Annotated in this window: 15 protein-coding genes; 4 read left to right on the forward strand and 11 right to left on the reverse strand. The window is 36.3% G+C overall.

The window, feature by feature from the left end; genetic code table 11:
• Positions 1–162: 162 nt before the first annotated feature.
• Positions 163–1,455: a diguanylate cyclase domain-containing protein gene (locus B5D46_RS06465; protein ID WP_143675617.1), complete on the reverse strand. Its 1,293-nt coding sequence runs from the start codon at positions 1,453–1,455 to the stop codon at positions 163–165.
• A 333-nt stretch (positions 1,456–1,788) separates the two neighbouring features.
• Between B5D46_RS06465 and B5D46_RS06470 the strand changes: the two genes are divergently transcribed.
• Together B5D46_RS06470 and B5D46_RS06475 are read left to right on the forward strand one after the other, a co-directional pair.
• On the forward strand, positions 1,789–4,653 hold the full coding sequence (locus B5D46_RS06470; protein WP_078928789.1) for a valine--tRNA ligase: 2,865 nt from the start codon (positions 1,789–1,791) through the stop codon (positions 4,651–4,653).
• A 107-nt stretch (positions 4,654–4,760) separates the two neighbouring features.
• A complete protein-coding gene (locus B5D46_RS06475; protein ID WP_078928771.1) occupies positions 4,761–5,123 on the forward strand; it encodes a hypothetical protein in 363 nt (120 codons plus the stop codon).
• On the opposite strand, the gene B5D46_RS06480 is transcribed toward B5D46_RS06475, so the two are convergent.
• Genes B5D46_RS06480 through ribF form a run of 5 tightly spaced genes read right to left on the reverse strand, consistent with a single transcriptional unit; the run spans position 5,120 to position 11,717 of the window.
• Positions 5,120–6,391 (reverse strand): O-acetylhomoserine aminocarboxypropyltransferase/cysteine synthase family protein, encoded by a 1,272-nt coding sequence (locus tag B5D46_RS06480; RefSeq protein WP_078928772.1) that lies wholly within the window; start codon positions 6,389–6,391, stop codon positions 5,120–5,122. The genes B5D46_RS06475 and B5D46_RS06480 overlap by 4 nt on opposite strands.
• Before the next feature lie 58 nt (positions 6,392–6,449).
• Positions 6,450–7,388: a 4-hydroxy-3-methylbut-2-enyl diphosphate reductase gene (ispH, locus tag B5D46_RS06485; protein ID WP_078928773.1), complete on the reverse strand. Its 939-nt coding sequence runs from the start codon at positions 7,386–7,388 to the stop codon at positions 6,450–6,452.
• 9 nt (positions 7,389–7,397) lie between these two features.
• A complete protein-coding gene (gene lspA / locus B5D46_RS06490; protein WP_078928774.1) occupies positions 7,398–7,913 on the reverse strand; it encodes a signal peptidase II in 516 nt (171 codons plus the stop codon).
• 3 nt (positions 7,914–7,916) lie between these two features.
• Entirely contained in the window at positions 7,917–10,745 is a 2,829-nt protein-coding gene (gene ileS / locus B5D46_RS06495) for an isoleucine--tRNA ligase (protein ID WP_078928775.1), read from the reverse strand.
• A 24-nt stretch (positions 10,746–10,769) separates the two neighbouring features.
• A complete protein-coding gene (gene ribF / locus B5D46_RS06500; protein ID WP_078928776.1) occupies positions 10,770–11,717 on the reverse strand; it encodes a bifunctional riboflavin kinase/FAD synthetase in 948 nt (315 codons plus the stop codon).
• 298 nt (positions 11,718–12,015) lie between these two features.
• On the opposite strand from ribF, the gene rpsT reads away from it, so the two are divergent.
• Positions 12,016–12,279 carry a 30S ribosomal protein S20 gene (gene rpsT / locus B5D46_RS06505; protein WP_031492094.1) on the forward strand — a complete coding sequence of 88 codons (264 nt, stop codon included), beginning with the start codon at positions 12,016–12,018 and terminating at the stop codon, positions 12,277–12,279.
• 75 nt (positions 12,280–12,354) lie between these two features.
• On the opposite strand, the gene B5D46_RS06510 is transcribed toward rpsT, so the two are convergent.
• The 5 genes from B5D46_RS06510 to B5D46_RS06530 all read right to left on the reverse strand — a co-directional run bounded on the left by B5D46_RS06510 (position 12,355) and on the right by B5D46_RS06530 (position 19,403).
• Positions 12,355–13,227: an AraC family transcriptional regulator gene (locus B5D46_RS06510; RefSeq protein WP_078928777.1), complete on the reverse strand. Its 873-nt coding sequence runs from the start codon at positions 13,225–13,227 to the stop codon at positions 12,355–12,357.
• A 193-nt stretch (positions 13,228–13,420) separates the two neighbouring features.
• The gene (locus B5D46_RS06515; protein WP_078928778.1) at positions 13,421–13,942 is read right to left on the reverse strand and encodes a VC2046/SO_2500 family protein; all 522 of its coding nucleotides are present in this window, start codon (positions 13,940–13,942) and stop codon (positions 13,421–13,423) included.
• A gap of 85 nt (positions 13,943–14,027) precedes the next feature.
• A complete protein-coding gene (locus tag B5D46_RS12150) occupies positions 14,028–14,399 on the reverse strand; it encodes a uracil-DNA glycosylase family protein (protein ID WP_159443041.1) in 372 nt (123 codons plus the stop codon).
• Positions 14,400–14,964: 565 nt separating this feature from the next.
• Positions 14,965–17,112, reverse strand: coding sequence for a motility associated factor glycosyltransferase family protein (locus tag B5D46_RS06525; RefSeq protein WP_078928780.1), 2,148 nt, complete (start codon positions 17,110–17,112; stop codon positions 14,965–14,967).
• Between the two features lie 74 nt (positions 17,113–17,186).
• On the reverse strand, positions 17,187–19,403 hold the full coding sequence (locus B5D46_RS06530) for a motility associated factor glycosyltransferase family protein (protein WP_143675618.1): 2,217 nt from the start codon (positions 19,401–19,403) through the stop codon (positions 17,187–17,189).
• A gap of 241 nt (positions 19,404–19,644) precedes the next feature.
• Between B5D46_RS06530 and B5D46_RS06535 the strand changes: the two genes are divergently transcribed.
• Entirely contained in the window at positions 19,645–21,252 is a 1,608-nt protein-coding gene (locus tag B5D46_RS06535) for a cytidylyltransferase domain-containing protein (protein WP_078928782.1), read from the forward strand.
• Positions 21,253–21,265 lie beyond the last annotated feature (13 nt).

Genomic DNA, 21,265 nt, shown 5'->3' on the forward strand with positions numbered 1-21,265 from the left:
AGAAATCACTTATTTAAGTTCAAAAGGATATCCATCGATTATAGTTGAAAAATTTTTGTTAATGAAACAATAATCGGAAAATCGATCGTTAGCGACCAAAATACATGACATTATTTAGTAGAAAAATAGGAACAGAAATTTAATAACAAAAAACGATCTTAACTAATGGTTCAGATCTGATTCTCTTGAGTAGAACTTCATAGATCTCTTAGTTTCAAGAATTGACTCAGAAATCTCATTCATAATCTCATAATAATCTCTTCCTTTTGAAATAGTACTTGAAGAACCGATGACCACTTTGAGATTAATACAAACATTAGCTACATTGAAGGCTTTTTCCATTTCATCATACAGTTCAGCCTGGACTCTATCAACATCTATATTTGAACGAATATTCTTCATAAAGATAATAAATTCAGAGCCAATACGACAAACCACATCATTGTAGCTGATAACGGATTTTATCCTTTTGGTTACCTCACACAGCAAAGCATCTCCGACTTTAAAATCATAACAGGAGTTGATCTGATTAAAATGAATCAGTTCCAGAACAACTATACCGTGATCAGAGGAACCTCTGATACGCGACTTAACATAGGCTAAAAATTTGTCGTGACCTATGGTTGCTGTTATAGGATCGATTTCCTGGGCCTTTTTCAAATCGGAATGAACCTTAACAAGGTAATAGGATAAAGCCAGTGTAAACAGGTAAAGAATAAACAGCACAAAGTAAATCTTATTTCCCAGAAGAGCTGGCTTTCCTACATTTTTTTCCTTTAGGGCGAAATCCCAGTGCTGTTTGCCAAACACAATTGTTCTCTGGCGATAGACAACATTCTTATGATTGAACAAGGAACTATCGCCCCATATAAAATCTCGATCTGCCTTATATATTGGGGACTTTATAGAATATATAAACATGCTGTCTTCTGCGTTTAGTTTCATGCAGTCAAGTAATTTATAAAAGTCAACAACTACGCCTATATAGCCCCAGTATTTGCCATCAACATATATAGCTTTTCTGTTGTAAACGTTTATTTCATGAGTTCTTGGAGAAATAATTGGCCCCTGAACTACGACCTCACCAGGATTTCTTTTTGTAAGATCCAGATAGTATTCAGTACTTTTATCAAGATCATTTAATTGAAAAGAGGTTTGAGTATCATCTTTGGATATGACAAGAGGAGAGTCCCCCAGTGCAATGATATATCCGTTTATAAAGTCATTGTTTACGGCATTAAAGAAAGAAGACAGATCTTTTGGAAGAAGATTCAGTTCGACAAAAGACTTTAATTCCGACTGCTTTGATTCAGGATTATTTTCAATAAAAAAACTTAATTTTTCGGCATGATCTCTGACCATATTGAAGTTAGACAGAAGATCATTTTCAACATTCTCCATTCTCTCAGAAGCAAGTTCGCTATTCTGCTGCTCTAAAGCTTCATTCAGACTCACATCAAGATATATCCCTGCAATAAAAAACAGGAATGTTATAACGAAGAAAGCGAAAGTATATATGTAAATACGAAAAGCATTAAATAACACGTATACACCTTAAGTTCATTGAAATTACTCTTGATCTTATCATCAGGCAAAGAAGCATCAAAAGAAGATAGGATGATAGTAGTATCCAGTTCAAATTTTTTCTTAGAGATCTGCAGCTAGAATGTATTTTATCCAATATTGAAGATGCAGATTTTTGTGTGAGTTTGGTCAAAAAGTGGTAGAATAACGCATATTTTTTTTGCGCAAAAATAATTAACAATTAAGGCTGTTAATAATATGGATATGGAAAAAACCTATACCCCGGAAAATTTTGAAAGCGATACCTACCAAAAATGGGAAAAAGAAGGTTATTTTAAACCAAATTACGATGAGTCAAAGGAATCCTTCTCTATCGCTTTACCTCCACCAAATGTAACAGGTTCTCTTCACATGGGTCATGCTTTCCAGCAGACTATCATGGATACACTGATCCGCTACCACAGAATGAAAGGTGACAACACACTATGGCAGTGCGGAACCGACCATGCTGGTATTGCAACTCAGATGGTTGTAGAAAGAAAACTTGCAAAAGAAGAAAACCTGACAAGACACGATCTTGGTAGAGAAAAATTCATTCAGAGAATCTGGGACTGGAAAGAGCAGTCTGGTGGTACCATTACCCGTCAGATGCGCAGACTAGGCACATCTGTAGACTGGTCACGTGAAAGATTCACCATGGACGAAGGTCTATCTAAAGCAGTTCTTGAAGTTTTTGTTCGTCTATATGATGAAGACCTGATTTACAGAGGAAAGAGACTTGTAAACTGGGATCCAAAACTGCGTACTGCAATTTCTGACCTTGAGGTTGAGAACAAGGATGTTAAGGGCTTCATGTGGTACGTTAAGTACAAGCTGGCCGATGGTGTAACAACTTCTGACGGCAAGGATTATGTACTTATTGCTACTACTCGTCCTGAGACTCTTTTAGGTGATACTGCAGTTGCTGTTAACCCTGCTGATGAAAGATTCAAGTCAATTGTTGGTAAATTCCTAGAATTACCTCTGGTTGGAAGAAAGATTCCTGTTGTAGCAGATATTCATGCAGATATGGAAACAGGTACCGGATGCGTGAAGATTACCCCTGCTCATGACTTTAATGACTATGCAGTTGGTAAGCGCAACAAACTTCCAATGATCAACGTTCTTACCGAAGATGCTCACATCAGAGATGAGGGTGAGGTATTTGATACCAACGGTGAAGCTTCAACAGAAGTAAGCGGCTACATTCCTGAAGCATATCGCGGATTAGACAGATTTGAAGCAAGAGACAGAATTGTTGAAGATCTGAAGTCACAGGGGCTTCTGGTTAAGATTGAAGACCACTCTCTATCTCAGCCTTTTGGCGATCGTGGCGGTGTACCAATCGAGCCAATGCTGACCGATCAATGGTATGTTCGTGCAAGTGTTCTAGGCAAACCAGCTGTAGAGGCTGTTAAAGACGGCAGAATCAAGTTTGTTCCAGCTCAGTACACCAATATGTACTATTCATGGATGAACGACCTTCAGGACTGGTGTATTTCACGTCAGCTATGGTGGGGTCACAGAATTCCTGCATGGTATGACCAGAATGGCAAGGTTTACGTTGCAAGAAACGAAGAAGAAGTTAGAGAAAAGTATAAGCTTGGTTCAGACATTGAGCTTACCCGTGATCCAGACGTTCTAGACACATGGTTCTCTTCAGCTCTTTGGACTTTCTCAACCTTAGGCTGGCCAGATAATACCAAAGAACTAAAGATGTTCCACCCAACATCTGCTCTTGTAACCGGATTCGACATTATCTTCTTCTGGGTTGCACGTATGATCATGATGACCATGCACTTTATGAAGAATGAAGATGGTACTCCTCAGGTTCCATTTAAGACTGTATACGTAACAGGTCTTATCCGTGATGAGGAAGGCAACAAGATGTCAAAATCTAAGGGAAATGTTCTAGATCCTTTAGATATGATCGATGGTATCGACAAAGACAGCCTGATCACCAAGCGTACTGCTAACATGATGCAGCCTCAGATGGCAGAGAAGATTGCAAAGCGTACTGCAAAACAGTTCCCAGAAGGAATTGCTGCTCACGGTACCGATGCATTGAGATTCACTCTTTGTGCACTTGCATCTAACGGTAGAGATATCAACTGGGATATGAAGCGTCTTGACGGTTACAGAAACTTCTGTAACAAGATCTGGAATGCATCAAGATTCGTACTTATGAACGTAAGTGAAATGAATCTGACTAAGCCAAATCCTGAAGATCTATCTGTTGCTGACAAGTGGATCAGATCAAAGATGCGTAAGGCAATTGAGAATGTAACTTCTTCAATCAACGCATTCAGATTCGATCAGGTAGCAAACAATATCTACGAGTTTATCTGGAATGAGTACTGCGACTGGTATCTGGAGTTTACTAAGGCAATTCTAAAGTCTCCAGAAGCATCCGATTCACAGAAGAATGCTACTGCATACACTCTTGTAGAAATTCTTGAAGCTGTAATGAGATTAGCTCACCCTGTAATGCCATTCCTGACTGAGACAATCTGGCAGCAGACCGCTCCTATGATTGGCAAGTTAAACTCAGACAAGACCATTATCACTGCAAAATTCCCTGTTGCAGAGGATTTTGATAATGATGATAAGGCAGAAGCTGATATTTCATTCATTCAGGAAGTTTCAACAATTATCCGTAACCTAAGAGCGGAAATGAAGGTTGCTCCTTCAGTAACTCTTGCTCCTATGATGCGCGGTGCAAATGAGACAGAGAAGAAGTGTGCTATAGATAACTTCATCTTCATGCAGAACCTTGCAAACATCGAAATGATTAAGTTTGTTGAGGCTAATGAAGAAATTCAGCCTTGTACTTCTAAGCCAATCGGTAATGCTGAAATTCTGATTGCAATGAAAGATCTGATTAACAAGGATGAAGAGATAAAACGTCTGAAAGGCATGATCCAGAAGCTTGAAGCAAATATCAAGTCAGGCGAAAGCAAGATTTCAAATGAAGCATTCGTTTCAAAGGCTCCTGCAAAGATTATCGAAGGTGCTAAAGCTCAGTTAGAGCTGAACAAGACTCAGCTTGAAAAAGTTGTTGCTCAGCTTCACGAGATCGAGAATCTATAACTGTAAAAAGCACAGAGAATAATCAAAAACTCTCCGCTATGATTTATACTCACATAGACGGAGAGTTTTTTTATGTTTATACACTGTTTTATATGAAAAGAATAATATTGTTCATCTCCATACTACTATTTTCGGTAAATGTTTTTGCCTACACCGATCCATATCTATGTTCTAAGTACTATAAACTTAGAATCAGAAATGTTGAAAAGGTCTTAGCTGTAGGTATCAGAAAAGTTAACAATACCTCAGTGGAAACATATGTACTAGGTTTTGGCACACCTATTCATGCCACTATTAACGGTGCAAAACTAACCGATGCATACATATCAAAAAGAAGGACTCTACAGTGTAGTGGTGTAACCATTGGCCACGTAAGAATCTATGAGATGGCAGGATTGGGTATTAAAACAGGAGAGTTTGTAATCACAAGTGGAGACAAGAGAGCCTCCACTTATCTTGAAATAGATTAGATCTTATCTAATGCCTGCTGAATATCGGCAATGATATCCTCAACGTCCTCAAGACCAACAGAAAGTCTTACAAGACCAGGAGTAATACCACATTCCTTTAGCTGCTCATCTGAAAGCTGACGATGAGTAGCTGTTGCAGGATGAAGCAGACATGTCTTGATATCTGCAACATGAACCTCTGGAGAGGCAAGCTTCACATTATCAATGAACTTAGCGCCTGCTTCTCTTCCGCCCTTTAATTCAATAGACATGACTCCTGAACATAGACCATCAGTCATATACTTCTGACCAAGAGCATAGTATGGATCGGATTTTAGACCAGGATAGATAACTCTAGAGATCTTCTCATTCTTTGAAAGGTATTCTGCTACCTTTAAAGCATTCTCTGAATGTTTGCGAATACGTAATGGCAGAGTTTCAATACCAAGATTGATATAGAACGCAGCCTGAGCTGTCTGACACACACCTAAATCACGCATAATCTGAGCTCTGGCTTTTACAATGAAAGCTGCTTTTCCAAATGCCTGAGTATATATCAGTCCGTGATAAGACTCGTCTGGTGTAGTGAACTCAGGGAATTTTGAAGATTTTGCCCAATCAAAATTACCGCTATCAACGACAGCACCACCAACCTGTATAGCGTGACCATCAAGGTACTTGGTTGTTGAATGTACAACAATATCTGCACCAAATTTAAATGGCTTACAAAGAATTGGGGTTGCAAAGGTATTATCAATAATCAGCGGAATTTCATGTTTATGTGCAATAGCAGCATAACGTTCAATATCGAACACGGCAAGAGCTGGATTTGCAAGTGTCTCGCCAAAAATAGCCTTGGTCTGAGGCTTAATCTTAGCTTCAACCTGCTCATCTGTTTCTTCAGGCTCGAAGAATGTTACATCAATTCCCATTCTCTTGAAGGTAACAGCCATAAGATTGAAAGTACCGCCATATACGGTAGAAGAGCACAGAATATGATCACCTGCTTTTGCAATTGTCAGAACAGCAGTTAGTGTTGCCGCCTGACCAGAAGAAGTCAGCATTGCGCCAACACCGCCTTCAAGTTTAGCTAAACGCTCTTCAACAAAGCCACAGGTAGGATTTGCCAGACGAGAATAGAAATATCCATTACTCTTTAAATCAAACAGATCTGCAATTGCTTGTGTACTCTCGTATCTGAAGGTTGTACTCTGAACAATTGGCATTGCGCTTGGTTCACCATTTTTAGGAGAATAGCCAGCATGAATACACAAAGTTGAATCTTTCATTTAAACTCCAAAAACAAAATTTAGCCATAAAATACGACTAACTGTTTTATCTTGCCTGTTATAAATGAACTTCCTTAGGTAATGGAAAACTTTTCTCTTTTAAATCACTACCTACTTCTTCAACAGAGGAAGCTCCATTTTGTTTTAAATAATCAACGATCTCATCTACAACATACTGAGGAGCAGATGCGCCAGCACTTAGGCCAACAGTCGTTACATTATTAAACCATGAAATTTCAATTTGTGAACTATCATCGATTAAATAGGCTAAAGCTCCCTCATTTAGGGCAACTTCCTTTAATCGATTAGAATTTGAAGAGTTTGCAGAGCCTGCAATCAGAACTAAATCACAGGAACGAGCCAATTCTTTTACAGCATTCTGTCTTACCTGAGTTGCCCTACAGGTATCATCTGCTTTTGGTCCCTGAATATTTGGGTACTTCTTCTTTAAAGCTTCAACAGTAAGTCTTGTTTCATCAATACTTAAAGTAGTCTGGGTTGCAAACATTGCATTATCACCATCAATATTAAGTAATGAAACATCATCTGCACTGATGATTATATGAACCTTTGAGGCATCTCCCGTATACTGGCCAATTGTACCGACAACCTCCTGATGACCTTTATGTCCTATCACAACAGCATCCATACCTTTTAAACCAGCCTTATTCATCTTTTTATGAATAACGCTGACAACAGGACAGGTAGCATCAACAATTGTAAGGTCTCTTGCCTTAGCAGCTTCGAAAGTGCTGATACCAACACCATGGGCAGAGAAGATCAGAACAGAATTATCAGGAACTTCTTCCAAAGAATCAACGAAGTGAGCACCTTCAGAACGTAAGTCATCCACAACATGTTTATTGTGGACAACTTCATGAAGAACGTAAACGTTCTTTTGAGGAAATTTCAGAATAGCATTCTTAACAGTTTGAATTGCTCTCTCAACGCCCGCACACATGCCACGGGATTTAGCAATTTTTACAGAAAAAGACATATTTAGTTCCTATTTTTTTATAGGATCTTCTTTTCCTAAAAATCCTATAATGACGAGCAATCCTGCGCCACAGCATACAGCAATATCGGCCACATTGAATGCTGGATATGCGTAGAAAAATGAATCAGTTTTTATATAAAACAGTAAGAAATCAATAACATGTGACCATAGAATTCTATCTATAAGATTTCCAAGAGCACCACCAATAACAAGAGAAATCGCAAGACAGGTCCACTTTTTCTCTTTGGAGGTTCTTAAAAGACAGAATAAAAGTACAGCACAGATTACTACCGCTATTCCCATAAAGAAATAACGCTGCCAACCGCCCATAGATGCAAGAAAACTAAATGCAGCGCCTTCATTCCAGACATGAACAATGCTGAAAAAAGAAGCTACTCTGTATCCAACTGTATCTACAGGGATTGATGAACTGATCCAGTACTTGGTTAGCTGATCAAGAACAATAACAAGCAAGCTCCATAAAAGGAACTTGCTTCCGTTTTCTTTAGAAAATAATGAAGTCATACTTTATGCGAAACGTCTTACTTCACCATTTGACTTGATGTTCTCGATACATCTTGGGCATAAGCCAGGATACTCAGGATCAGCGTCCACAGCATCCTCATAGTGCCAGCATCTCTCACACTTCTTAGCAGTAGACTTGGTAACTGTAAATGCACAGTCAAGAACCTCAGACTTGAAAGCCTCTGAAGGAGCCTCTTCGTCAGAGATTACAGCCTTTGAAGTAATCAGAACGAAACATAGTTCTTTTTCTAGTTTCTTCAGATCCTCGTATAACTGTCCCTTTGTGAAGATCTTAACATCAGCTTCAAGAGAACCACCAATTACGCCATTGTTTCTAGCTGTTTCAATAGCCTTATTAGCTTCATTTCTGAAGTTCAGCATTCTGTTCCAGTACTCAGAATTAAACTCTGAGGACTCATCTAACTCTTCTAGCTTATCAAACCAGGTTGATGTGAATACGAATTCATCTCTCTTACCAGGCATTGCTTCCCAGGCTTCCTGAGCTGTAAATGACAGGATAGGAGCAATCCAGCGAATCAGTGATTCAGCAATCAGATACAGAGCAGTCTGACATGAACGACGAGCAGCACTGTTGGCTTTAGCTGTATACTGACGATCCTTAATGATATCCAGATAGAATGAACCTAACTCAATAGAGCAGAAATTCATCAGAATCTGAACAACCTTATGGAAGTCGTACTCATCATAGCAGGCAACAACCTCTTTCTGAGTCTTAGATGCTAATGATACAGCCCACTTATCTAGCTCAACCATTGAGTTAAATGGAACCATATCAGTCTCTGGGTTAAATCCGTTCAGGTTTGCAAGTAAGAAACGAACAGTATTTCTTACACGACGATATGCATCAGAAGATCTCTTGAAGATTTCATGAGAAACAGCCATATCACCGGTGTAATCATTAGATGCGATCCATAAACGAAGAACGTCAGCACCTAGTTTGTCGATAACTTCCTGAGGTGCAATTACGTTACCTAATGACTTTGACATCTTTCTGCCCTGACCATCAACTGTGAAGCCATGAGTCAGAACTTCCTTGTATGGAGCCTTATCCTTGGTTGCAACTGAAAGCATCAGAGAAGACATGAACCAGCCACGATGCTGATCTGAACCTTCTAGATATAAATCTGCACTGTGTCCCTTGAATTCTTCACGCTGGTCAACAACGCTGAACTGAGTTGAACCAGAGTCAAACCATACGTCCAGAGTATTAGGATCTTTATGATAAAGTTTGGCCTCTTCTGGACCGATCAAATCTTCAACCTTCAGATCCCACCATGCCTGAATACCGTCCTTTTCAACAGCCTTGGCAACCTTTTCAATAATAGCAGGTGTATCTGGATGAATTTCGTTAGTCTCATTATTAATTAGAACTGCACATGGCATACCCCATGTTCTCTGGCGTGAAATACACCAGTCAGTACGCTGTTTAACCATTGCCTCGATACGGTTCTGGCCCCATGCAGGGATCCACTTGGTCTTAGCAATCTCTTCTAAAGCTCTGCTTCTCAGGCCCTTTCCATCCATTGAAATGAACCACTGAGGAGTTGCACGGAAGATTACTGGAGTCTTATGACGCCAGCAGTGAGGATAGCTATGAGTAATAGAAATAGCCTTTACTAAAGCGCCCTTTTCCTTTAGAACCTCGATAACCTTAGGATTTGCCTTTAATACATTTAAACCGGCAAAGAACTCTACATCCTCTTTAAAGCAGCCATCAGGGCCAACAGGGTTGTAAATTTCGATTCCATATTTTGTACTTACATTGTAATCGTCAAGACCATGACCACCAGCAGTGTGAACACATCCGGTACCAGCATCTAAGGTAACATGAGCACCTAAAATAACAGTTGATTCAATGTTTAGGAATGGATGCTTAAACTTCATAAGCTCAAGAGCCTTTCCTGAAACCTCATCACCGATCTGCTCATACTTTTCAATACCGCAACTGTTCATCACGGTTTCAACAAGATCTGATGCCATGATAAAACGCTCTGCACCACGATCTGTTTCTACCTGAACCAGGCTATACTTTAACTGCTCATTTAGACAGATTGCTCTGTTAGCAGGAAGAGTCCATGGAGTTGTGGTCCAGATTACACAGTAGATTGGTCCCTGACCTTTACCCTGAGCATTAAAGGTATTCAGAATCTTGTCATCATCTGTTGAAGCAAAACGTACATAGATTGAATCTGACTTAACATCAGCGTACTCAACTTCAGCCTCAGCCAATGCTGACTGACAATCCATACACCAGTAAACAGGCTTTAAACCTCTTACAAAGTGACCATTGGCAATAACCTTACCTAAAGCTCTTAGAGTGTCAGCTTCGGTTTTGTAATTCATTGTCAGATAAGGATTATCCCAGTCACCTAATACACCAAGACGCTTAAAGTCTTTTTTCTGACCTTCAACCTGACTTGCAGCATATTTTCTGCACTCTTTTCTGAAGGTTGCGGCATCAACCTTTGCGCCTGGCTTTCCGATTAGGCTTTCAACCTTTACTTCAATTGGCAAACCGTGACAGTCCCAACCAGGAATATAAGGAGAATCAAATCCTGATAAGGTCTTTGACTTGATAATAATGTCCTTTAAAACCTTATTAATTGAGTGTCCAATATGAATATTGCCGTTAGCGTATGGAGGACCATCATGAAGAATGAACATGTTGGCGCCAGCACGTGCTGTGCGAATTTTCTTATAAAGACAACGCTTTTCCCAATCCATAAGCATTCCAGGCTCTCTCTGAGCAAGATTGCCTCGCATAGGAAAGTCTGTATTTGGAAGGTTTAAAGTATTTTTATAATCAGCCATTTTCCTGTCTACCAAAAACAAAAATTAAAATTCGTTAACATTGTGATTTAAGAGAAATTCCTGAGCAAAAGTTTTATCTTTCTTAAGCTGCTCTTTTAGAATCTCTATATCATCAAATTTCATCTCATCTCTGATTTTCTTTATGAAAAAAACCCTGATACTCTGACCATACAGGTCCTTATCGAAATCAAAGATATTTACTTCCAGAATTGCCTTAGTCTGATTTGGCACAACAGTAGGACGAACACCTACATTAGCCATTCCATCTTTTAAACCAAATCTGGTTGAAACTTTCACCGCATAAACACCTTTTAAAGGGCTTATTCTGCGGTTTACATTCATATTTGCAGTTGGAAATCCTAAATTTCTGCCTATACGATTTCCATGAACCACAATCCCTGACATTGAATAATATCTGCCAAGGGCTTCTTTTGCCTGATCCAGCTGACCTTTAAACAAATACTCTCTGATTTTAGTACTTGAAATGCGTTCCCCATTCAGGTCCACACCGTCTATTGCACTTGCTTCCATTCCAATTGATGCTCCAATTTTTTTTAAATCATCAATTGTGGATTTTCCACCTTGACCAAAATTGAACAAGGTGCCTACGGTTACGCTTTTAACTCCAAGTTTTTTTCCTAGAAGTTCAATAACATAATCATGGGCGCTCATAGCAGCGAAATCAGCATTGAATTTCATACAAAAAACAAGTTGTACACCTGCAGATTTGAGTGCAAGAAGTTTATCCCTAAGTGATGAGATTCTAGCTGGAGATTTGTCCTTGGAAAAATATTCCAAAGGCTGAGGTTCAAAAATCATGACAGCAGGCACGAGGTTCATTCTCTCTGCCTTTTCTTTCATACACTCAATTACAGCCTGATGCCCCTTATGAAAACCGTCAAAATTTCCAATTGCAATAGCAACACCGTTAGGAGTTCCTTTAAAATCAGAAAGACAACGAATAAGACGCATCAAAAAAACCGTTAATTGTAGTTATAATAAAAATGTTACAAAACACTTATAAAGTGTTAATTATATATTAAAACTGAGTGTACATCACGGTTTTTTCGTTATTACAAAAATATATTATTTTTCATTCAGTTATAAAATTGTCCATATATATGTTGGATCTGTACAGAAAAAGTATTGTAGAATATGGGACAATTTTTGGTGTTCTACTTTAAATTTGAAAAAAAAATTGATAGAATACTGCGATTATTCACCACTATAAAGATTTGGTGGTAATTTTTTAAGATTTCAGGAGCTATCTGTGCCAAATATTAAATCTGCAAAGAAGCGCGTTTTAATTTCTGAGAAGGCTCGTCAGCACAATGTTGCTGCACGTTCTAAGATGCGCACTTTAGTAAAGAACGTACTTAAGGCTGTTATGGCTGGTAACAAGGACGAGGCTAAGGCTGCATTTGCATTAGCTGAGCCTGTTCTAGACCGTGCTGCAGGCAAGGGTCTTATTCACAAGAATAAGGCAGCTCGTCATAAGAGCAAGTTAGCAGCTAAGATTAAGGCAATGAACTAATATACAGTTTTACTGTTAATAGTTTATGAAAAGAAGGGAGATTTAAAAATCTCCCTTTTGTTTTGTCTGAAACTTTTAATTAACCTTAAATGCCGCAGGTGTAACTCCAAAATAACGTTTAAATTCACGGCTAAACTGAGACACACTCTCGTATCCCACCTCAAAAGCTGCAACATAAGCTTTTACATTCTTTGAGACAATTAAGTCTTTTGCCCTGTTCAAACGAAGCTTCTTAATATACTGGATAGGTGTATCTGAAGTAATCTGTCTAAAGATACGATAGAATGAAGACACACTTAAATGAGCATCTTCAGCGAGCTTGTTAATATCCAGATCCTTATTGTAGTTATTCTGGATAATTCCAATAATATTGGAAACTAAAGCCAATGGACCTGAGTTCAAAGCTATCTTATATAAAAGCTCTGATTGTTCGCCAGTTAATGCTCTATATAAAACCTCTCTCTTGAGAGTTTCACCTAATATGCGAGCATCCTGCTCATTTCTCAGACACTCTAAAAATCTAAGAATAGCTCCCCTGAATGAATCTGACATAACAGAAGGTCCAAATGGCTGAGGAACAACCTTTAGATCCATTTTCTGGAATGAATCGATAAGGCCCATTTCTTCAACTAAATCTCGAATCTCTGAAATTGTAAAACCAATGAATATACCTTTTACTGGTTCTTCATCATTTGCGCAGATTTCACAGTTAAGAGGCATTGTCATAGAACAGACAACATATTCACCACCAGTATATTGGAATGAAATATCATCCATTGACAAAATCTTTGCACCACTGAACATTATGCATAATCCTGCAGGATAAACGCTTGGTTCAGCATTTCTGTGGAATGACTCCTGAAAATAATGTACGCCTTTAACAGGACAGTAAGTTATTCCGTCTGGAATGTCTGGAAAATATTTTAAAGCTTCCTCAAAAACAGCCATTTATTTCACCAATTATCACACTTTATTAAAAAAATTTTGCACATTATACTATAAGTGTAGGATCATGAATGATGATTTTAGGCAATATTTTTACAAAAAAATGCAATTTTTTATTATTAAGAATTAATTGCATTAAAAAAGAAAAGGTTACATTTATCCCGTCAAATAGAAATTTCTGATAGTTTATTAAAAATTAGACTTGAGTACTGATTTGCAGCTGAATACGACTAGCCTGGATTTCATCTAGAACGTCAAAGCCATCGCCTGTCTCATGAATTTCTTCATAAGATAAAGCCTTGCCTTCATATTCCTTTCTCAGTTTTTCCTGTTTTAAAGGAGGAAGTTCACCGAATACTTCCGGAGCTAACTCTCTCTGGAACGGAGTTAAAGGTTCTCTTCTGATGCACTGAGCCAGAAATACCTGAGTAATGCCTTCTGATGAGAAAGACTCTGTCAAAAACTGAGCTCTGTCAAAATCATCAGATTGAGCGTATTTCTTCTGCTCAGGTAAAAGATGAAATTTCTTTCTTAAATTAACATCTTTTTCTTCAGTAACTTTAGGATTGTATAAAGGATGATCTGTTAAATCATGTGAAAGCATAGCTAGCATAAGAGAAAAATCTGCATGATTGCCCGCGTGAACATCTTTGTTAAGACGCTCACCAAGCTGCATTTCATCTACAAGATACTGATTTCTTATATTAGAAGTTAACACGACTATATTCCCAGCATTGCCCTTATATATATGTTTACGGCAGAAATGGGATTTTATTAAGAAGAAAATAAACAAGTCGTTTCTATTAGTTATTATCCAGATATTCCTTTATAGAAAGCCAATCTTCCTCCATTAATTCCAATCCTGTATTTTGAGTACCTCTATTGCGATTTAAAACACCAAAACTACCAGCATGATACACAGGGAAAATGGCGATATTTTTATTTTCCGTATGGTAAATTATTGAGGGATTTCTATTGTCTTCGACAATTTTTCTGAACTTTCCCTTAATCCTTGGCAAATCAAAGGATTTTAATACAAGTTCAAAAGTAATACGTCCCAAACAAATAATGACAGTTGGTTTGAGTATATGCACCAGCTCTTTAAAGGCATGAAGATCTTCTTCATTACAATCAGACTTTTTAAATCCACCAGATTCATTTCCTTTCCTGTACATTAGGCATATATTTGTAAAGAAGAGATCTGCGTATCTGTTTTTGCGTATATCCTCATAATCTATTGATTTAAAAAGATGGCGAAGATTATCGTCAGTTTTAGAAATATCGTTTCCATAAAATCTGAAAAAATAGTCTACATCTGTATTATTTTTATCGAATTCCGCATAAGGATCTGGATTTTCATTCTCAAATTCATCACAAGACTTATCGTAATAACCAAATTTGGAGGAAGGAATATTTCAAAAATCCTGTCCCACCAGAAGTATTTTGGGATTATAACAGCCTCTACCCTGCCAATATGTCCACAGTTTTATCTGATCGCAATAATCACACCATTCAAAAGAAGAGTTCTCTTCATTTTTTTTGTTATTATTTTTTTTTTCTAATCCGTTTTACTAGTGATTCATACATTTTTTTCTTTTCTATTGTTTCTATCACTTCTATATAGCTCCTTTTTTTCACTTTTAAATAATTGAAAAATAGCGGGATCAACCCCGAGAATATCTCCAAGTTATTCGTAGCGTTTATCAAAATATTGCAGAAGCACATCTTGTCTTGTTAGTTTTAGGTAAAAGTTTCTGTATGTATCAATGGAGCCTCACAGTGAGGCATGTCTCTTCCAATCTTGTCACCATTAAAATGCTTACGGTGGTCCCCCAAAACATAATCAGGCAAGTGAATAAACAATTCATCACATTCCTTTACAAAATCAATTGAAAGATAAACTATCAATCTATACACAGGCAAACAGTCAGAAAAATTCTTTTTTAACACTGAAGCATTAAATATTTCTATAAGCATTGTTTGTAATGAAGATTCAATCATTTCCTTGCAAAACTTTTCATCTGGATTTGAACTTGCATTCAAGAATTGTGAAAGTTCACTAATTCTTGTATATAGCTCTTGTCTTGCTTCAATAGGTAGTAATTGCTCTAGTTTCGTTATTACAATACTGCATATATTAGAGAACTCCTCATATGAAATAATTTTTTTGATTCTCTCTCTAGGAAAATTTATAGGCCTGCTCTTTTTTTCAAAAAGAAAATCCCTGATTTTTTTCTTATCTAGGACCATTTTGTTCTGAAAAAGGTTATCAAGATCTCTAGAATATATAGGGTTCGTGTTCTCTATCAATGAACCATCCGAACAATTCACAACCTGAATACGCATGTCCTCATTATTAAATTGCTTGATTATGTTAGTGATGCTCTCCATAGACATTCTATAGTAGGAATTTGTTAAACACTCCCCCCCGAAATTTCCTGGCACAATATCAGACAGTTTATATGAATCTCTTTTTTCTATAGACTCATTATTCTTAAAAAAAGAAGCATACTTAGAATGAATTGGATCCGTTCCGCACTTTTTACCGTTATCAAATCCAAAAAGATAAAGATTTTTAAATCCAAGAAATAAAGATGCAGCCACGCCCATATTTCCAACAAGAGGATTCATGTAGTTAATAGGCTGAACATCTTTGAATTCCTCCTCAATTATCCTTAAGTAATTAAAGAAAGGCTCGTTAATTTTTCCAAAAAATAAAGTTTTGCTAAAAATGTCCTGAACAATTGGGTGACACACGTCAGAACAAAGCAGAATAACATCATCAAGATAATTCTTATCAGGTAATGATTTTAGTAAAGTCGCGATTTCTGAAATTCGTTCAGTATTTGCAAAAAAATCGGGTTTAATACCAGTATGATACAGAGAGTCAATAGAAGTTCCACAAGCAATTACAAGAGCTTTATTTTCATGCTGTTTTATAAATTGAATATCTTTATCGAGTGAAGGACCTGAACCGATTAAAAAAACAGGATATTCAGCATACTCTTCTATACTGGACGACGAAATTACAAAATGTTTTCCCGTGCCAAGAGCATAACAACAGTGGCTTACTCCAAATAAATAATCATCATAAAACCCCAATAGATTGGGAATGAACTCATACTTAGTTTGTGACAGTTTAGAAAATTCGTTAATAAACTCATTTTTATAATGAATAATTGAAAGAAGAGAACAAGACAAATAACAACCTTTCTTTCTGATTATTTCGGAGAGTATATTAAAACAGTTGATAGGAGAGGAATCTATAACAATATCTATAGATAAATGTTCTGAAAAAATGTAATTCAGAAAATGAGCCCAGTCAAAGGTATGAAGACTTGCAAAAAACACGTCCGGATCGTGCTCAACTATAACTAATGTTGATACAGAAATCCTTTCATATAATTCTCCAAGAATATAACCTAGCCCAATACCGGTCACTACACACAAAGGAATAGTATCTAGCTCTGAAAATGTTATCTTGTCCCTTGCAGAACTATCGATATGTTTTAGACATTCATTTAAGTACTTATCAGAAATCTGACCTATACTATCGACCAAAGGATTATAATTTGAAACTTTAAATGGTAATTTTAAATAATTATTAACAAAATCTTTACAGTAAAGGATCGGATCCTGTGTGTTATAGAAAAACTCATTTGTATCTGAAAAGAAAAGGTTAGGAATGCCGTTTTGTCCACAGACAAATTCCATTTTTTTTGAAGGAGTGTAAGTTTCAAAAAAAGAAAATATCTCAGGAAAAAAGTCTTTAAAGAAACTTAAATTCTTTTTAAAACGAGCCTCTAAGAAGGATTTCATTTCACATTGTAAGGTTGCAAATCTATCAACCTCTTCATCTGATATATTACTATTATTAAAAACTGTCATAAAAGAATCCACTAACCACAAGCAGAAAAAAAATAGGATGCCATTGATGCAAATGGAGATTCTGATCTCTTAACTTATTGATTACGTTTAATAAATTTCTGATGTAAACCGTTTTTATTCTTTGTAAGAATCAGTTCTTCTGGGAATAAAGGGGCTTTGCAGTGAGGCATATCCTTTCCTACTTTACCGTCTGAATAGTATTTTCTATGATCACCAAGAATATAATCATCGATCTTTTCTATAACGGAACTAGCCTCGATCAGAAATTCTTTAATAATTGATAAAAGAAATTTAACTTCTTCAATGCAATTAGACTCATCAGCTTTCGAATATAACGCAAATATAACGGCGATGAACATATACTGTAAAGAACCATTTATAGCATTTGGATAAAATCTATTTTTTCCTACTAACTGTAAGTCAGCAAGTTTCTCAGAAACTAATTCAATTTTATCGATAAAATCAATTCTTGTTTCACACTTAGAATCTAATATCACAATGATTTCTGATACTAATTGTTTAAAATCGCTGACACTAAAGAGCCTATTAATGTCAATTGATGATAGGTTAAAAGATTTTGTTATATTCTCTGATACATATTTTTTTATATCATTTTTATTAATTGCTTCTTTTTTATCAAAATAATCGCATAAATCACGTTCTCTTTTTGCAACTGTATTCTTAATAATTATGCCATCAGAACAATTTATACATTGAACAGAACTGTCTTTCGCCATAAAATCATCCAAAACCAAACTGCATCTATAGGCACTTTCACGGTAAAGATTATTGGTTTCACATTTACCTCCAAAATTGCCCTCAGCAACTGTTGTCATTTTGTATGAATCACGCTCCTCTATGAACTTGTTATCTTTGAAAAAAGATACATACTTGGAATGGATAGAATCTGTTCCAATCTTTTTTCCATTATCATAACCAAAAAGGAACAGTTTCTTAAATCCTAAATGAAGCGCTCCGGATATCCCCATATTGCCAACAAGAGGATTTGCACCATCCAAACGGATAATATCTTTTAAATCAGAGAAGAATAAACTTAACTGTTCAATTTGATTTTCATTCGCCTTAGAAAAAATTGCCGTATTTTTAAAACATGCTACGGTTTTAGGATTACAGATATTGATTGTCAAAAGGAAGACACTATCAAGGAATTCTGGATCAGGAATAGCCATAAGTGTCTCACAAACCTCTGGAGTACGCTCTGTATTAGCATAAAAGTCCGGCTGTATACCGGCATGGTATAGGGAATCAATAGCCGTGCCACAAGCAATAATAATCGCTTTATCCTGATTTGCTCTTAAAAAAGGGATACTATTATCAAGAGAAGGCCCTGAACCAATAATAAAAACAGGCAATTCGGCATAATCCGTATTCTCGAGAGACTTTACAACAAACCTTTTTTTATTCACCAGATTTGTAATTGTATGGGACATACCAAATACGGCATCATCAAAAAAGCCAGGACTAAAAAGAAATGGATAAACATTTCTTATGCTTTGTTCAATAGATGACATCGATTTAGAATTATAGTGTTTAAAACAAACAAGAGATGATGAAAGACTAACTCCATGATGAGTAAAAAAATGCTTTAAATATAAGGAGATATATTCTGTTTTATCACCAATTACAAAACGTAATCTTAAATTGTTTGTCTCTGCAAAAGAAAGAAAATTTTCCCAATCAAAAACAAAAAGTGATGCATAAAAAAGGTCAATATCAGGTTCGACAATAATAATATTCTTACATTCAATTCGTTCAAGAAATTCGGCTAAAGGATAACCTAACCCCAAACCAAGAAACATAATCGAAGGAATAGATTTTAATGAAGCCAAAGACGCAGATTCAAAAACAGAAGCATTTATTTTAGAAGCCAGTGCATTTTTATACTTAAAATGAAATTGACCAAAAGGATCTTTCTCATTACCCAAAATATTTACATTCAGAGAAGTATGTTCTAAAAAATGAATAATCTGCTTTCGTGAAAAGTCAATTGCATCCCTTGCTTCATTGTATAGGCATGAATCGTAATTTTTAAAATATACATTCGCCACTCCATCAGAGTTACAAAATAGTTCATACTGTTGTTTTGGGGAGTATGTGTCAATAAGAGAAAAAACGTTCTCAAATTTTTCTTTAAACTGACAACAATTCTTTTTAAATCTTGCACAGCAAAAATCATTGAACCAACTCTGAAGATTTAAATCACGTATATAAGCTTTATAAATATCAACCTGAGAAACATCATTCTCGCTATCAGCATTCAACTCAATCATATAATCCAAAAACACAAAGAAACAATTTGTAATAGCAGCCAAGATAAGGATCAAAAAATATTTGATTTTCTTCTTATCTAATTTTATGAAACAATTGAATTGCCCCACAATTTTTTTTGAAAAAAACAGGTTAGAATACAAACACAGCTATCATTTTTTTAATTTTTTATCTTCTCTTTTTTCATAAAAACAAAGAGCAGAATACTTTTACAGGAAATAAATACTTTTCAATTGAACAGATATGAATATATTGGCAGTTATTCCGGCAAGAGCAGGATCCAAAGGGATTCCAAACAAAAACCTGAGACTAATTGGTGCAAAGCCACTGATTTATTACTCAATAAACAATGCCATCAAATCAAACTATATTACGGATATAGTTGTTTCGACAGACTCAACTGAAGTCGGGCTCATAGCAAAACAGATGGGAGTAAAGGTTCATAAAAGGAATCAAGAGCTATGTAAAGATAATGTAACCCTTGATCCTGTTATTTTTGATGCCATTGATAAAAAAGAAAACTGGGATTACATTGTCACCCTTCAGCCAACATCTCCAACCCTAAGTATTTCTACCTTAGACAAGGCCATACAATTTGCCATTGAAAAGAAACTGGATACTCTTATTTCTGCTGTAAATAAGCCGCATTTATCCTGGAAAGATAATCAGGGAAACAAAAGACCTAATTACGAAAAAAGATTAAATCGACAACAGCTTCCGGCAAACTATGTTGAGACAGGAGCTTTTGTCATCTCAAAGGCCGACATAGTAACCCCGAATACTAGAATAGGGAAAAAGATAGATATTTATGAGCTTCCGGAAAAAGAAGCCATTGATATAGACAGTTTTCCAGATCTTCTTGTTGCAGAGTATCTGCTTAACCTAAAAAAAGTGGCTATTTATGTAAACGGAAACAAACAGAGAGGATTGGGTCATGTATATAGAGCTTTAGAGATTGCTGATGAGTTTTACACTCCTCCTGATATCTATTTCGATATTAATCAGACTGATCCTTCTATTTTTGGACAGACAAAGCATTCACTGATTCCTGTGAATGGGATAACGGACCTTTTTAAGAGAGCTGAAAAAGAAAAGTATGATATTTTTATCAACGATATTCTTTCAACTTCTATAGATTACATGATTGCTTTAAGGAAGGTACTGCCAAAGGGCAAGATCATAAATTTTGAGGATATTGGAGAAGGAACAAATATAGCAGATTTAGTGATCAATGCATTATATGAAGACAACCTAATTAATTCACCTAAAATAAAAACTGGAGAAAATTACTATATCTGTGGAAAAACCTTCCTATTTTATCCTCCAATAAAAATAAAAAAGAGCGTAAAAAATGTATTTATATCTTTTGGAGGAGCAGATCCTCAGAACTATACAGATACTTTACTACAAATTATTTCCAAGGAAGATTATAGAAATTATAAGTTTACTGTAGTCCTGGGCAAGTCAAAACACAATGTTTGTGAACTGCTGTCATTTAACAGATTATCAAACATAAAAGTAATCTATGATGTAAATAATATGCCAGAGCTGATGAGTGAATGCGATATAGGGATTACCTCTAGGGGAAGGACAGCATTCGAAATGGCATTACTAGGAATTCCCATGATTGTTATAGCTCAGAATCAGAGAGAGGAAACACATAATTTCGAGAGAATAGAAAATGGATTCAACTACCTTGGACTACGGCCAGATCAAGATTTAATTGAAAGCAATTTAAAAATGTATTTATCATTATCATACGAAAGCAGATTATCTTTACAGAATAAGTTACTAAGCCATGATCTTAGAAACGGAAGAAAGAAAGTCATGAGTCTAATCAATTCCATTTAGAAATCTCAAAGGT

This window comes from Succinivibrio dextrinosolvens DSM 3072, assembly GCF_900167015.1.
In the GTDB taxonomy this organism is placed as follows: Bacteria; Pseudomonadota; Gammaproteobacteria; order Enterobacterales; family Succinivibrionaceae; genus Succinivibrio; species Succinivibrio dextrinosolvens.

Bases quoted from the DNA above. Each gene is read 5' to 3' on its own strand.
- ispH (WP_078928773.1), bottom strand. From the start codon at position 7,388: ATGTCTTTTTCTGTAAAAATTGCTAAATCCCGTGGCATGTGTGCGGGC.
- B5D46_RS06480 (WP_078928772.1), bottom strand. From the start codon at position 6,391: ATGAAAGATTCAACTTTGTGTATTCATGCTGGCTATTCTCCTAAAAAT.
- B5D46_RS06535 (WP_078928782.1), top strand. From the start codon at position 19,645: ATGAATATATTGGCAGTTATTCCGGCAAGAGCAGGATCCAAAGGGATT.
- lspA (WP_078928774.1), bottom strand. From the start codon at position 7,913: ATGACTTCATTATTTTCTAAAGAAAACGGAAGCAAGTTCCTTTTATGG.
- B5D46_RS06470 (WP_078928789.1), top strand. From the start codon at position 1,789: ATGGAAAAAACCTATACCCCGGAAAATTTTGAAAGCGATACCTACCAA.
- ribF (WP_078928776.1), bottom strand. From the start codon at position 11,717: ATGCGTCTTATTCGTTGTCTTTCTGATTTTAAAGGAACTCCTAACGGT.
- B5D46_RS06510 (WP_078928777.1), bottom strand. From the start codon at position 13,227: ATGGCTGTTTTTGAGGAAGCTTTAAAATATTTTCCAGACATTCCAGAC.
- B5D46_RS06530 (WP_143675618.1), bottom strand. From the start codon at position 19,403: ATGATTGAGTTGAATGCTGATAGCGAGAATGATGTTTCTCAGGTTGAT.
- B5D46_RS12150 (WP_159443041.1), bottom strand. From the start codon at position 14,399: ATGTACAGGAAAGGAAATGAATCTGGTGGATTTAAAAAGTCTGATTGT.
- ileS (WP_078928775.1), bottom strand. From the start codon at position 10,745: ATGGCTGATTATAAAAATACTTTAAACCTTCCAAATACAGACTTTCCT.
- B5D46_RS06525 (WP_078928780.1), bottom strand. From the start codon at position 17,112: ATGACAGTTTTTAATAATAGTAATATATCAGATGAAGAGGTTGATAGA.